Annotated in this window: 12 protein-coding genes; 6 read left to right on the plus strand and 6 right to left on the minus strand. The window is 70.7% G+C overall.

The genetic code is table 11. The features are described from left to right. Positions 1-7: 7 nt before the first annotated feature. Both ACIBQ1_RS02165 and ACIBQ1_RS02170 read right to left on the minus strand, forming a co-directional pair. The gene (locus tag ACIBQ1_RS02165) at positions 8-535 is read right to left on the minus strand and encodes a tripartite tricarboxylate transporter TctB family protein (protein ID WP_397274082.1); all 528 of its coding nucleotides are present in this window, start codon (positions 533-535) and stop codon (positions 8-10) included. Positions 536-557: 22 nt separating this feature from the next. Further along, on the minus strand, positions 558-1,565 hold the full coding sequence (locus tag ACIBQ1_RS02170; RefSeq protein ID WP_397274083.1) for a tripartite tricarboxylate transporter substrate binding protein: 1,008 nt from the start codon (positions 1,563-1,565) through the stop codon (positions 558-560). A 136-nt stretch (positions 1,566-1,701) separates the two neighbouring features. Here ACIBQ1_RS02170 and ACIBQ1_RS02175 point away from each other — a divergent pair, with 136 nt between their 5' ends. From ACIBQ1_RS02175 to ACIBQ1_RS02190, 4 genes are all read left to right on the plus strand, one after another. Further along, positions 1,702-2,700 (plus strand): LysR substrate-binding domain-containing protein, encoded by a 999-nt coding sequence (locus ACIBQ1_RS02175; protein WP_397274084.1) that lies wholly within the window; start codon positions 1,702-1,704, stop codon positions 2,698-2,700. 63 nt (positions 2,701-2,763) lie between these two features. Beyond that, on the plus strand, positions 2,764-3,678 hold the full coding sequence (gene kdgD / locus ACIBQ1_RS02180; RefSeq protein WP_397274085.1) for a 5-dehydro-4-deoxyglucarate dehydratase: 915 nt from the start codon (positions 2,764-2,766) through the stop codon (positions 3,676-3,678). 6 nt (positions 3,679-3,684) lie between these two features. Continuing rightward, positions 3,685-5,007 carry an enolase C-terminal domain-like protein gene (locus ACIBQ1_RS02185; protein WP_397274086.1) on the plus strand — a complete coding sequence of 441 codons (1,323 nt, stop codon included), beginning with the start codon at positions 3,685-3,687 and terminating at the stop codon, positions 5,005-5,007. Between the two features lie 72 nt (positions 5,008-5,079). Beyond that, on the plus strand, positions 5,080-5,937 hold the full coding sequence (locus tag ACIBQ1_RS02190) for an NAD(+)/NADH kinase (RefSeq protein WP_397274087.1): 858 nt from the start codon (positions 5,080-5,082) through the stop codon (positions 5,935-5,937). A 6-nt stretch (positions 5,938-5,943) separates the two neighbouring features. Here the strand turns inward: ACIBQ1_RS02190 and ACIBQ1_RS02195 are convergent, their stop codons facing one another. After that, positions 5,944-7,206 carry a YibE/F family protein gene (locus ACIBQ1_RS02195; RefSeq protein WP_397274088.1) on the minus strand — a complete coding sequence of 421 codons (1,263 nt, stop codon included), beginning with the start codon at positions 7,204-7,206 and terminating at the stop codon, positions 5,944-5,946. A gap of 46 nt (positions 7,207-7,252) precedes the next feature. Between ACIBQ1_RS02195 and ACIBQ1_RS02200 the strand changes: the two genes are divergently transcribed. Both ACIBQ1_RS02200 and ACIBQ1_RS02205 read left to right on the plus strand, forming a co-directional pair. After that, on the plus strand, positions 7,253-7,960 hold the full coding sequence (locus tag ACIBQ1_RS02200) for a DUF72 domain-containing protein (RefSeq protein WP_397274089.1): 708 nt from the start codon (positions 7,253-7,255) through the stop codon (positions 7,958-7,960). Next, positions 7,960-8,931: a magnesium transporter CorA family protein gene (locus tag ACIBQ1_RS02205; protein WP_397274090.1), complete on the plus strand. Its 972-nt coding sequence runs from the start codon at positions 7,960-7,962 to the stop codon at positions 8,929-8,931. The genes ACIBQ1_RS02200 and ACIBQ1_RS02205 overlap by 1 nt, the downstream gene beginning before the upstream one ends. Here ACIBQ1_RS02205 and ACIBQ1_RS02210 read toward each other — a convergent pair. Genes ACIBQ1_RS02210 through ACIBQ1_RS02220 form a run of 3 tightly spaced genes read right to left on the minus strand, consistent with a single transcriptional unit; the run spans position 8,909 to position 12,410 of the window. After that, on the minus strand, positions 8,909-9,388 hold the full coding sequence (locus tag ACIBQ1_RS02210) for a DUF1850 domain-containing protein (protein ID WP_397274091.1): 480 nt from the start codon (positions 9,386-9,388) through the stop codon (positions 8,909-8,911). The genes ACIBQ1_RS02205 and ACIBQ1_RS02210 overlap by 23 nt on opposite strands. A 26-nt stretch (positions 9,389-9,414) precedes the next feature. Further along, entirely contained in the window at positions 9,415-10,362 is a 948-nt protein-coding gene (locus ACIBQ1_RS02215; protein ID WP_397274092.1) for a TAXI family TRAP transporter solute-binding subunit, read from the minus strand. Continuing rightward, positions 10,359-12,410, minus strand: coding sequence for a TRAP transporter permease (locus ACIBQ1_RS02220; RefSeq protein ID WP_397274093.1), 2,052 nt, complete (start codon positions 12,408-12,410; stop codon positions 10,359-10,361). The genes ACIBQ1_RS02215 and ACIBQ1_RS02220 overlap by 4 nt, the downstream gene beginning before the upstream one ends. Positions 12,411-12,429 lie beyond the last annotated feature (19 nt).

Here is a 12,429-nt window from a genome sequence, read left to right on the forward strand (position 1 = left end):
GGTCTTCTCAGATGAGGCGCGGGAGCGGGACCTGGAGCAGCACGACGAAGAGCAGGTAGAACGCCGCCACCGTGACCACGCTGACCACGATGGAGGTGCGCCACGACTCTTTGCCCAGCCACCGCAGCCAGACGAACACCAGCAGCAGGGAGGGGATCTCGAAGCCGATCAGCGGCAGCAGCCAGGCCAGCAGGATGAGCGTCACCAGGCCGCCCGCGGTGAGCAGGCTCGCCTTCGAGAACCGCTCGGTGTCCTCGAGCTTGCGGCCGGTGACGACGAGCACCGCCGACAGCACGACGATGACGACGCTGATGGCGAACGGCCACAGGCCGGGGCCCGGCTGGGTCAGGCGGCCGAGCCCGAGCGCGACCGAGCCGATCGCCCCGGCGACGCCGACGGCCAGCGCCGCCAGGGCCGCGGCGATCTGCGAGACGGGGCCGGCGTGCGGCGGCCGGCTCTCGTCGGCGACCTCCTCAGGAGGCGCGGACTGAAGAGGGCCGGGCTCGCGGGGGCCCGCCTCCAGAGGGTCAGACATGGACATGCTCGCTCCTAGGGGACTATCCGGCCAGGTTGATGCCGAACTTGCTCAGCTGCTCCTTGTACGTGGCGGTGTCCTTCTGCAGGGCGTCGAGGACCTCCTGCGGGGCGACCTCCATCGGAGTGAGCGAGTTGTCCTCGTTGAACTTCTTGTACTCAGGCGTGGCGAACGTCTTCTTCGCCGAGTCCAGCAGGCGGGCCTTGACGTCCTCGGGCGTGCCCTTGGGCGCGGTCAGGAAGCGGTACTGCGTCACCAGGACGTCGAAGCCCTGCTCCTTGGCCGTCTTCACGTCCGGCAGGAAGGGGATGCGCTTGTCGGAGAAGACCGCGAGCGGGACGAGCTTGCCGGCCTTGACGTTCTCGATGGCCTCGCCGATCTGCATGGTGGAGACGTCCACCTGGTTGCCCAGCAGGGCGGTCAGCGCGGGGGCGCCGCCGTCGAAGGGCACGGCCGTGGCCTCGATGCCGGCGGTCTTGAAGGTCAGCGCGGAGGCGAGCTGGGCGCCCGTGCCGACGCCGGTCGTGCCGTAGCGGATGGTCTTGCCGGCCTTCTTCATGTCCTCGATGGACTTGTAGCCGGACTGGGGGTTGGTCGCCATGACGTAGTCGTCACGGGAGACGCCGGTGATGACGTCGAACGAGTCGATCTTCGTGGCCTCGGCCGGGGAGACCGTGAGCGGCGTGATGGTGAACAGGGACGCGTTCTGGACGGCGATCTTGTAGCCGTCGGCCTTGGCGGACTGGAGCTCCTTGGCGTTGAGCGCGCCGTTCGCGCCGGGCTTGTTGAGCACCGGGGTGGAGACGCCGAGATCCTTGCCCATGCCCTGGGCCAGCGCCCGGGTGATGAGGTCGGTCGAGCCGCCCGCGGACGCGCCGACGCTGAACTCGATGTTGCCCGTCGGATATTTACCGTCACCGCCGCCGGAGGAGGTGGTCTTGACACCGCCGCACGCCGTCAGCGCGAGCGCGGCGGCGCCGCCGATGACGCCCGCGAGAATGCGGCGGGTGGTCGTCCGGGATGTCGGCATGGACTTCTCCTTATGTACGAGCGGCGTGTATGGAGGTTACGGGGTGGTTTCCGCTCTGTAGTTCTCCGGAGACTAGGGACCAGCCTCGATGCCTGTCCAGGCTCAATTCGGTATCAGGTGATACTCTGCGGGCATCATGCTAACACTCGATCAGATCCGGGCATTCGTGGCGGTCGCCGAGGAGCTCCATTTCGGCCGGGCGGCTGATCGACTCCGCATGACGCAGCCGCCGCTCAGCCGCCACATCCAGAAGCTGGAGCGTGCGATCGGCGTCACCCTCCTGGAACGCGACAACCGCCGCGTCGTGCTCACCGACGCCGGGCGCGGCTTCCTGGAGGACGCGCGGCGCATGCTCTCGCTCGTCGACACCGCGGGCGACCGGGCCCGCCGCATCGCCAAGGGCGCCACGGGCACCGTACGGCTCGGCTTCACCGCGGTCTCGGCCATCAGCATGCTCGGCACGATCCTGCGCCGTCTCACGGAGCAGCTGCCGGAGATCGACGTCATCCTCCACGAGCGGGTGACCGCCGGGCAGGTCGACGGCATCCTGCGCGGCGAGCTCGACCTGGGCCTGGCCCGGCCGCCCTTCGACATCGCCACGCTCGACTCCCGGGTGGTCTTCCGCGAGCCGCTGTGCGCCGTGGTCCCCGTCGGCCACCCGCTGGCCGACCTTGGCCGGCCGCTCGCGCCGGACGACTTCGACGGCCTGCCGGTCATCAGCTACAACCCCGTGCAGTCGCGTTACTTCCACGAGCTGACCGTCCGGTTCCTCACCAACGCCCACCCCAGGATCGAGCAGCAGGTGCACCAGATCCTCACCGCCGCCCTGCTCGTGGCCGCCGGCCGGGGCGTGGCGCTGGCGCCGGCCAGCGCGCGCTCGCTCGGCATCGACGGCATCGTCTTCTGCGACCTGGTACGCGGCGGCGGCGACCCGCTCGACGAGGGTGCCGAGGAAAGAAGGGGTGTCCCGGGCAAGCCGGTGGAGCTGCACGTCATCTGGGACCGCGGCTCCACCAACCCCGCCCTGTGGCGCGTCCTCGAACTGCTGCCCGAGCCCGGACGGGACGATGCTCGTTCGGTATCGCCAGATACAGAATCGCACTTGGACAGGAATCCACCCTCCTTCCTAGCCTGACGGCATCAACCTTTACCGGCGGTGCGGGGGATCCCACGGGCCGCGTGTCAGCAGAGGACGTTCATGCCGAATTACTCGCCCCAGGAGCTCGCCGACCAGCTCAAGAGCGGCCTGCTGTCGTTCCCGGTCACCCATTTCACGCAGGAGCTGGAGTTCGACGAGGCGGGTTACCGTGACCATCTGTCCTGGTTGAGCGCGTACCCGGTGGCCGGGCTGTTCGCGGCGGGCGGCACCGGCGAGGGCTTCTCGCTGACCGCCGCCGAGATCGACCAGGTGGTGCGGGCGGCGGTCAGCGAGGTGAACGGCAAGCTGCCGGTCGTGGCCCCCGCCACCGGCGGCACCGCGAGCGCCGTCGCGCAGGCCCGGGCCGCCGAGGCCGCCGGGGCCGACGGGTTGCTGCTCATGCCTCCCTACCTCACGGAGGCGGGCCAGGCGGGCCTGGTGGAGCACGTCTCGGCGGTGTGCCGCGCCACCGGCCTCGGCGTGATCGTCTACAGCCGGGCCAACGCGGTCCTGAACGACCGCTCCGTCGAGGCCCTGGCCGAGCGCAACCCCAACCTCGTCGGGTTCAAGGACGGCGTCGGCAATATCGAGAACCTCACCCGCATCTACGCCACCGTCGGCGACCGCCTGGCCTACATCGGCGGCCTGCCCACGGCCGAGACGTTCGCGCTGCCGCTGCTGCAGCTCGGCGTGAGCACCTACTCCTCGGCGATCTTCAACTTCGTGCCGCAGTACGCGCTCGACTTCTACGCCGACGTGCGCGCCCAGAACCAGGAGGCCGTCTACCGGCGGATCAAGGAGTTCGTGCTCCCGTACCTGGACATCCGCGACCGGCAGAAGGGGTACGCCGTCTCGATCATCAAGGCGGGCCTGGCCGCCGTCGGGCGCCCGGCGGGCCCCGTCCGGCCGCCGCTGCAGGACCTCACCGACGGCGAGGTCGCCGAGCTGACCGCCCTCATCAACAAGATCAGCTAGGGCGCCATGTCTCCCACCATCCAGCGCGTCGAGGTCGTCCCGGTGGCCGGGTACGACAGCATGCTCCTCAACCTCAGCGGCGCCCACGGCCCGTTCTTCACCCGCAACGTCGTCATCACCACCGACTCCGACGGGCGCACCGGCCTCGGCGAGGTGCCCGGCGGCGAGGCGATCCGGCGGACCGTCGAGGAGGCGGGCGCGCTGCTGGCCGGCGAGCCCGTGGCCCGGTACCGGAGCCTGCTGCGGTCGGTGTCGGCGCGGTTCGCCGACCGGGACGCCGGCGGGCGCGGCGCCCAGACCTTCGACCTGCGCACCACCGTGCACGCGGTCACCGGCCTGGAGTCCACCCTGCTCGACCTGCACGGCCAGTATCTGGGCCTGCCGGTGGCCGACCTGCTCGGCGAGGGGCGTCAGCGGGACCGGGTGCCGATGCTGGGCTACCTGTTCTACGTCGGCGACCCGGGCAGGACCGACCTGCCCTACCGGGTGGACGACGCGGGCCAGGACCGCTGGTCCCGGCTGCGCCGCCAGGAGGCGCTCACGCCGGACGCGGTGGTCGCGCTGGCCGAGGCCGCCCAGGAGCGGTACGGCTTCGCCGACTTCAAGCTCAAGGGCGGGGTGCTGACCGGCGAGGAGGAGATCGAGGCGGTCACGGCGCTGGCCCGCCGCTTCCCCGAGGCGCGCGTCACCCTCGACCCCAACGGCGGCTGGCTGCTCGCCGACGCCGTACGGCTGTGCCGCGGGCTGGGCGGCGTCCTGGCCTACGCCGAGGACCCGTGCGGGGCCGAGGGCCGCTTCTCCAGCCGGGAGACGATGGCCGAGTTCCGGCGGGCCACCGGGCTGCCCACCGCGACGAACATGATCGCCACCGACTGGCGGGAGATGGCCCACGCCGTACGCGCCGGCGCGGTGGACATCCCGCTGGCCGACCCGCACTTCTGGACCATGGCCGGCTCCGTCCGCGTCGCCCAGCTCTGCCACGACTTCGGGCTGACCTGGGGCTCCCACTCGAACAACCACTTCGACATCTCGCTGGCGATGTTCACGCACGTCGGAGCGGCGGCCCCGGGGGAGATCACGGCGCTGGACACGCACTGGATCTGGCAGGACGGCCAGGCCCTCACGACCAGCCCGTTCCAGATCGCGGACGGCGCCATCGAGGTGCCGACGGCCCCCGGGCTCGGCGTCGAGCTCGACCGCGCGGCCCTGGCCGAGGCCCACGAGCTCTACCTCCGCCACGGTCTCGGCGCCCGCGACGACTCCGTGGCGATGCAATACCTGGTGGAGGAGTGGGTCTTCGACCCGAAGCGCCCCTGTCTCGTCCGCTGACGGCTTCCGCGGCGCCCACTTTTACGGGGTCCACGCCGACCGGCCCATGACGGCTGGCCTAATGTTGGCCTCATGGGCATGGTCGGTACGGTCGGGCTGGTGCTGCATCCCCAGCGCGACTCCAAGAAGGCGATAGACACCATCCTGCGCTGGGCCGGTGACAAGGGGGCCACCGTCCTCGGGCTGCCCGAGGAGGTGGGGCGGATCGACTGCACCGCCGTCCCCGTGGACGCCGAGGCCCTCGTCGACCGGGCCGACCTGCTGGTCGGGCTGGGCGGCGACGGCACGATGCTGCGGACCATGCGGCTGCTGGCCGGCCGGCCCACGCCCATCCTGGGGGTGAATCTCGGCAAACTCGGCTTCCTCGCCGAGATCGACGTGGACGAGCTGGCCGACACGCTGTCGGCCATCGACGACCACCGCTACACGATCGAGCCGCGCATGGCGATCAAGAGCCGGCTCGCGGGCACGGACGTGACCGCCTTCAACGACATCGCGCTCGTGCGGATCCCCGGGGAAGGGCTGGCCGCGATCTCCGTCACCCCGGCGGGCAGCGACTTCGTGCGCTTCGCGGCCGACGCGGTGATCGTGGCGACCTCCACGGGTTCGACCGCCTACAGCTTCTCGGCCGGCGGGCCCATCGTGTCGCCCCGCGTCGAGGCGGTGCTGGTGGTGCCCGCCGCCGCCCACTCGGCCTTCAACCGGGCCCTGGTGCTGCCCGCCGACGAGGAGGTCACGCTGGAGGTGCTGCCCACCAGCGGGCGGCTGGCGGTGGAGGTCGACGGGGCCGTGGTGGCCCATCTGTGCCCGGGAGACACCGTCACGGTGGCCGCGTGGCCGGGGGCGGCGAAGGTCGTCCGGCTCGGCACCACCTTCTACGAGCGGGCCCGGCGCAAGCTGCGGGTGGACGGCAGCGCCGAAGCCCTCTGATCCGGCTCAGGCGCGCGTCCGGCGGCGGTGCCGGGCCGGACGCTCCGCGGGGGCCCCGTGGTGATGGGCGTGCTGGTCGGTGTGGGGCGTGAAGAAGCTCTCCTCCGCGGGAAGGGGCTCCGGGGGGTCCTCCGGGTGGTGGCGGGAGGCCGTCAGGGCCGCCAGCGCCGTGGTGATGGGCACGGCGGCGATGAGCCCCAGCGTGCCGACGATGCTGCGGACGATCTCCTGGGCGATGACCGGCGTGGTCAGCACGTCCCCCAGTGGTTGCTGCCCGATGCTGAACAGCAGCAGCAACGGCAGCGACGCCCCCGCGTACGCCAGGATGATCGTGTTGATCACCGAGGCGATGTGCGCGCGGCCGATGCGGCCGGCCGCCCGGTAGAGGCGGGCGAAGCCGTAGGAGGGGTTGGCGTGGGCCAGCTCGGCCACCGTGACCGCCTGCGTGACCGTGACGTCGTCGAGCACTCCCAGCGCGCCGATGATGATGCTGGCCAGCAGCAGGCCCTGCGTGTCGATCTTCAGGCTCATGTCCAGCGCCAGCGCGCTGTCGTCGGTGATGCCGTTGAGCCGGGCGAACCCCAGCGCCCCGTACGACAGCACGCCCGTCAGCGTCAGGCTGGCCAGCGTGCCCAGCACGGCCACCGACGTGGCCAGCGAGAAGCCGTGCGTGAGGTAGAGGACCAGCAGCATGATCGCCGAGGCGCCCACGATGGCCACCAGCAGGGGCGGCTCGCCCTCCAGGATGCCGGGGATGACGAACCTCAGCAGCAGCACGAACGTGATCACCAGCCCCACCAGCGCCGTCACCCCGCGCCAGCGGCCGAAGGCGATGACCGCCAGCGCGAAGGCCGCCCCGAACAGCCACAGCGGCGTCGACCGGTCGTGGTCCGAGATCTGGTATTTCCCGTCGGCGCCGCGCAGCAGGATCACGTCGTCGCCCGCCGCGAAACGCTGGGCCCCGGGCCCGCTGGGCAGCCGCAGCGTGACGGCCTCGCCGCCCTCGACCCGGACGTCGGCGTTGCCGCAGGTGGCCGGGTCGGACTGGGGCGCGCCCTCCGGGACGGCGGGGCACTTCTTGAGCGTGACGGCCGTGACCGTGCCCGTGACCCGCTCCACACCGGACCCGGCCGGATCGCCGGCCGCCGTCCCGTCCGGCCAGAGCCACAGCAGGCCGGCCAGCGTGATGACCGCCAGTGGCACCAGTATGGCCACGCCGGCCATCACCGTACGCCGGGAGCTGGGAGGATGCGCGTGATTGGCGCCCATGGCCGACGACAGTACTGCATCCCGGCCCCCTGGGTAGGCGTTAGGCATGTCGTGGCTGGTGGGCACTTCGGGGTGGCAGTACAAGGACTGGCGCGGGGTGCTCTATCCGGAGGGCGTTCCGCAGCGGCTCTGGCTGGAGGAGTACGCGGCGGAGTTCCCGACCGTCGAGAGCAACAACGCGTTCTACCGGCTGCCGAGCCCCGAGACGTTCGCGGCCTGGCGGGACCGCACGCCCGGCGCGTTCGTGATGGCGGTCAAGGCCAGCAGGTTCCTGACCCACATCAAGCGGCTGGCCGACCCCGAGGAGCCGGTGGAGCGCCTCTTGAGCCGGGCCGCGGAGCTGAAGGACAAGCTCGGGCCGGTTCTGCTGCAGCTGCCGCCCACGCTCAAGGCCGACGCCGACCGGCTCGACCGCTGCCTGCGCTGCTTCCCGGCGGGCGTGCGGGTGGCGGTGGAGCCGCGGCACGAGTCGTGGTGGACGGAGGGCGTACGCGAGCTCCTGAGCGCGCACGGGGCCGCGCTGTGCTGGGCCGACCGGCTGGGCAGGCCGCAGAACCCGCTCTGGCGCACCGCGGAGTGGGGTTACGTGCGCCTGCACGAGGGGCCGTCCGGCTGGGCGTACGGCGACACCACGCTGAAGACGTGGGCCGGACGCCTGCACGAGGCGGGCTGGCGGGACGTGTACGTCTACTTCAACAACGATCCGGGAGGAGCCGCTGTGCGTAACGCGAGACGATTTGCCAGACTCGGCTAGTGCATACACGTCTCTACAGGAACGGCACCCTCGAAAAGGAAGGTTTTCCGATCGAGGAGGTCTCCGACTATGTGGAAGATCCCGGCAACACGGTGTGGTTCGACCTGTGCTGCCCCTCGCCTACCGACCTCGGCGTGATCAGTGAGGAGCTGGGGCTGCACGAGCTGGCGATCGAGGACGTACTGTCCGACCATCAGCGGCCGAAGGTCGATATATACGACGCTCACTTGTTCATCACCGTTTATGGGGTGCACTTCGACGACGATCGGCTCGACCCCGTCGAGGTCAACGTCTTCGTCACCAGGAACGCCCTGGTCACCGTCCGCGAGAACGACCACTTCGACATCCGCGAGGTGGTCAAGCGCTGGGACGCCAACACTCGGCTGGCCGGGCACGGCGTGGCGTTCCTGCTGCACGGGCTGCTCGACTACGTGGTCGACAGCCAGTTCGACCTGGTGCAGGACCTCGACACGCAGGCGGAGGCGCTGGAGGAGTCGCTGTTCGACGAGGACGACCCCCATGACGGCAGGGCGCTGCAGCGCACGGTGTACGAGCTGCGCAAGAACACCGCCAGGCTGCGCAAGATCGCGATGCCGATGCGGGAGGTGATCTCGACCCTGCTCCACCGCGACCAGGACTTCATCGACGAGCCCGCCATGGCCCCCTATTACGAGGACGTCAACGACCACGTGATCCGCGTGACGGAATGGGTGGAGACCATCCGCGACATGCTCGCGAACGTCCGCGAGACCCGCCTCGCCCAGCAGGGCTTCCGGCTGAACGAGATCATGAAGCGGGTCACGAGCTGGGCCGCGATCATCGCCGTGCCCACCGCGATCACCGGCTTCTACGGGCAGAACGTGCCCTACCCGGGCGAGGGCCAGCCGTGGGGGTTCTGGATCTCCACGATGCTGGTGGCCGGCGCGTCCGTGTGGCTGTACGTGGTGTTCAAGAGGAAGGACTGGCTGTGAGGGCTGGGGCGGCCCAGCGCAGCGCGGGCAGGTCGTAGGGCGGGCCGCAGGGCCCGCCGAGCGCGTCCGGCCGCTCCTCCACGGCCAGCCGCACCCGCGCGGCGCCGCCCGCCGGGTACAGGGGCAGGCAGCGGCCGCCCGAGATGAGGGTCCGGCGGCCGATCGGCGTGGTGAGCAGCGACAGCTCCTCGTACGTGGCGGGCACGGCCAGGCGCAGCACCCACATGCCCTCCGGGGTGCGCGACCGCGTCCCGTCGAGCTCGTAGTACTCCAGGACGCTCTCGTTGGTCGAGACGACCGCCCGCATGGTGAACCGGCGGCCCTCCACGGTGAACACCTCCGCGGAGGGCGCCCGGTAGATCGAGTGCACGTACCCGATCGAGAAGGCGCCCGCGACGACGGGCAGGCCGTTCACGGTGAGGCGCCCGGCGCCGCCGCCGGAGCAGAGCGCCGCCACCGCCGCGAGTGCCGCGAGCAGCCTCGTCAGGCCTTCTCCTTGAAGTAGCGGGCCGCGCCCGGGTGCAGCTCGACCGGCGCCACCTGCTGGCCCAGCATGACGTCGAGCTTCTTGGCCTCCGGATGCACCTTCGCCAGCTCGGCCTTCTTCTCGAACAGCGTCTTGGTGATGTCGTAGGCGAGCTGCTCGCTCATCTTGTCGGGCACCAGCAGCACGTTCGCGATGCCCACGGTCTTGACCGTGCCGGACAGCTTGTAGACGGACAGGTCCATGTCGAGGCCGACGTACTGCTGGCCGTAGGTCGACTGCATGCTCGTCAGCACGTCGCTCGTGTCGAGCACCTTCACGTCCGGCTTGCTCGTGGCCAGGTCGGTGATGCCCGCCGTGGGCAGGCCGCCGACCCAGAAGAACGCGTCGATCGTGCCGTCCTTGACCGCCTGCACCGACTCGTTGATCGACAGCTGCTGCTTGGTGATGTCGCTGTCCGGGTTGATCCCGGCCGCCTGCAGGACCCGTCTGGCCACGACCTGGGTGCCGGAGTTGGCCGGGCCGAGCGAGACGCGCTTGCCCTTCAGGTCGGCCACCCTGGCCGCCCGGACGCCGGGCGCGACCACGAGTTGCGTGTAGTTGTCGTAGATGCGGGCGATGGCCTTGATGGGCTGCTTCGAGGAGAAGGTGTCCTTGCCGTTGACCGCGTCGGCCGCCGTGTCGGACTGCGAGAAGCCGATGTCCGCCTTGCCGGAGGCCAGCAGCTTGATGTTCTCGACGGAGGCCGAGGTCACCGACGCCGTGGCCTGGGTGTCGGGGATGCTGGACGACAGCAGCTTGGCCAGGCCGCCGCCGTACACGTAGTAGACGCCCGTCGTGCCGCCCGTGGCGATCGACAGCCGGTTGCCGGAGCCGCCCGCGCCACCTCCGCCGCAGCCCGCCGCGGTCAGGACGGCGACGGCCACTATCGCAAAGATCCGCTTCACGCTGGGTCCCTTCTCCTGCTTCTGACGAGGTGCACGGCTCCGGCCACGGCCAGCACGGCCAGCCCGGCGACTATGGGAACGGGTTCGAGGAACAGCAGCAGCACCGCGGCCACCGCCGCGAGCACGCGCTCGGGCCATCCGGCCAGGCCGCCGGTCGCCATGGCCAGGGCGGCGACGGCGACGGCCGAGACGGCCGTCATCAGCAGCACGGTGCCGATCGGCCCCTGCCCGAGCAGCGCCTGCCCGTTCGGCGTCAACACGAAGGCGAACGGCACCAGGAAGGCCGGCAGCGTGTAGCGCCAGGTCATCATCATCGTCTTGTAGGTGTTGCCGCCGGTGATCGCGGCCGCCGCGACCGCGGACAGCGCCGTGGGCGGGCTCACCTCCGACAGCACCGCGTAGTAGAAGACGAACATGTACGCCTCGGCCGGCGTCACCCCGAGCGTCGTGAGCGCCGGGCCGATGATCACCGCCGCGATGATGAAGCTCGCGGTCACCGGCACGGCCAGGCCCAGCAGCATGACCGCGATGCCGGACATGAGCGTGGTCAGGATGAGGTTGCCCGCGGCGAAGTCCACGATGATCGCGCTGAGGTTGAGCCCGAGGCCGGTCTGCGTGATGACGCCGACGATGATGCCCGCCGCCGCGCACACCGCGGTCACCGGCAGCACCTCCAGCGTGCCCTTGGCCAGCGCCTGCCCGGTGCGCTTGGGGCCCATGCGGTGCTGCGGGTCGAGGAAGGACAGCGCGAATGCGATGGCGGTGGCGATCACCACGGACTGGAACGCCGAGCGGTCCAGCGCCATCAGCACGATGATGAGGATGAGCGAGCTGAAGTGGTAGCCGAAGCGCAGCAGCAGCTTGCCCGCCCTGGGCGCGTCGACCTGCACGGCGTGGGTGCTGAAGCGGCGCGAGTCGATCTCGATCGCCAGGAAGATGCCCAGGTAGTAGAGGAGCGTGGGGATCGTCGCGTACAGCAGCACCTCAAGGTAGCTGACCCGGAGGTACTCGGCGATGATGAACGCCGCCGCGCCCAGCGTGGGCGGCGACAGGATGGCGCCGATGCCGCCGGCCGCCAGGATGCCGCCGGCCGGCTCCTTCGGGTAGCCGGCCCGCCGCAGCACCGGCCAGGCGACGCTGCCCAGGCTGACCGTGGTGGCCACGCCTGAGCCCGACACCGTGCCGAGCAGGAAGCCGGCCGTGGTGACGGTGCGGCCGGGGGCGGCGCGGGACTTGCGGAAGGCGGCGAAGCTCAGGTCGATGAAGAACTTGCTCGCGCCCGAATAGTCGAGCACGGCGCCGTAAATCGTGAAAAGGATGATGTAGCTGGCGGCCACTTGCATGGGAACGCCGAAGAAGCCCTCGGTGCCGGTGTAGAGCTGGGACACGATTTGGCCGAGGTCGAAGCCGCGGTGGCCAATGGTCCAGTCGATCGGCAAATAGGCCCCGTAATAGGCATAGACCAGGAAAATTATGCAAATGATGGCCAGGGACCAGCCGACGGTGCGCCGTACCGCCTCCAGGAGCAGCACCGTCAGCGCCAGGCCCGCCACGATGTCGAGGTCCGTCAGCGCGGCGCCGGAGCCCCGGTCGCGGAACCCGTCGATGTCGAGCAACGGGTAGACCAGCACGGCCAAGGAGGCGGCGGCGAGCAGCCAGTCGACCACGGTCGGCCGCTCCGGCCGCCGCGTCCCCTCCGGGTGCGCCACCGCCCGCGACACGCCCGCGAGCGGGTCGTTTTCAGCCGGTGTCCCAGCCGCGTTCCCAGGGGGCGGGCTCGCGGGGGTGCCGCGTCCGAACAGGCGCGGCACCAGCGACGACCAGCCCGACCGGTAGCAGAGGAAGACCAGCGGCAGCGCCACCGCCAGGAAGGTCATCCGATGCTCCAGCGCCTCCACCGGCCGGAACACCACCATCAGCGAATAGACCGACAGCAGCCCGCCGACGATCCACACGCCGAGCCGTAGCCGCCCGCCGAGTTGCCGCGCCGGGCGTTCCTGCTCGTGCGCGGAAACAAGCTCGGCCTCACGGTCGCTCAGCTCGGTCAAGACGTCCTCCCCCGACACG

Origin of the sequence: Nonomuraea sp. NPDC050153 (assembly GCF_044460125.1) — a bacterium.
Lineage (GTDB): Bacteria > Actinomycetota > Actinomycetes > Streptosporangiales > Streptosporangiaceae > Nonomuraea.

Coding starts and splice junctions, on each gene's coding strand:
- ACIBQ1_RS02175 (WP_397274084.1), top strand. CDS start 1,702: ATGCTAACACTCGATCAGATCCGGGCATTCGTGGCGGTCGCCGAGGAG.
- ACIBQ1_RS02195 (WP_397274088.1), bottom strand. CDS start 7,206: ATGGGCGCCAATCACGCGCATCCTCCCAGCTCCCGGCGTACGGTGATG.
- ACIBQ1_RS02200 (WP_397274089.1), top strand. CDS start 7,253: ATGTCGTGGCTGGTGGGCACTTCGGGGTGGCAGTACAAGGACTGGCGC.
- ACIBQ1_RS02190 (WP_397274087.1), top strand. CDS start 5,080: ATGGGCATGGTCGGTACGGTCGGGCTGGTGCTGCATCCCCAGCGCGAC.
- kdgD (WP_397274085.1), top strand. CDS start 2,764: ATGCCGAATTACTCGCCCCAGGAGCTCGCCGACCAGCTCAAGAGCGGC.
- ACIBQ1_RS02185 (WP_397274086.1), top strand. CDS start 3,685: ATGTCTCCCACCATCCAGCGCGTCGAGGTCGTCCCGGTGGCCGGGTAC.
- ACIBQ1_RS02165 (WP_397274082.1), bottom strand. CDS start 535: ATGTCTGACCCTCTGGAGGCGGGCCCCCGCGAGCCCGGCCCTCTTCAG.
- ACIBQ1_RS02170 (WP_397274083.1), bottom strand. CDS start 1,565: ATGCCGACATCCCGGACGACCACCCGCCGCATTCTCGCGGGCGTCATC.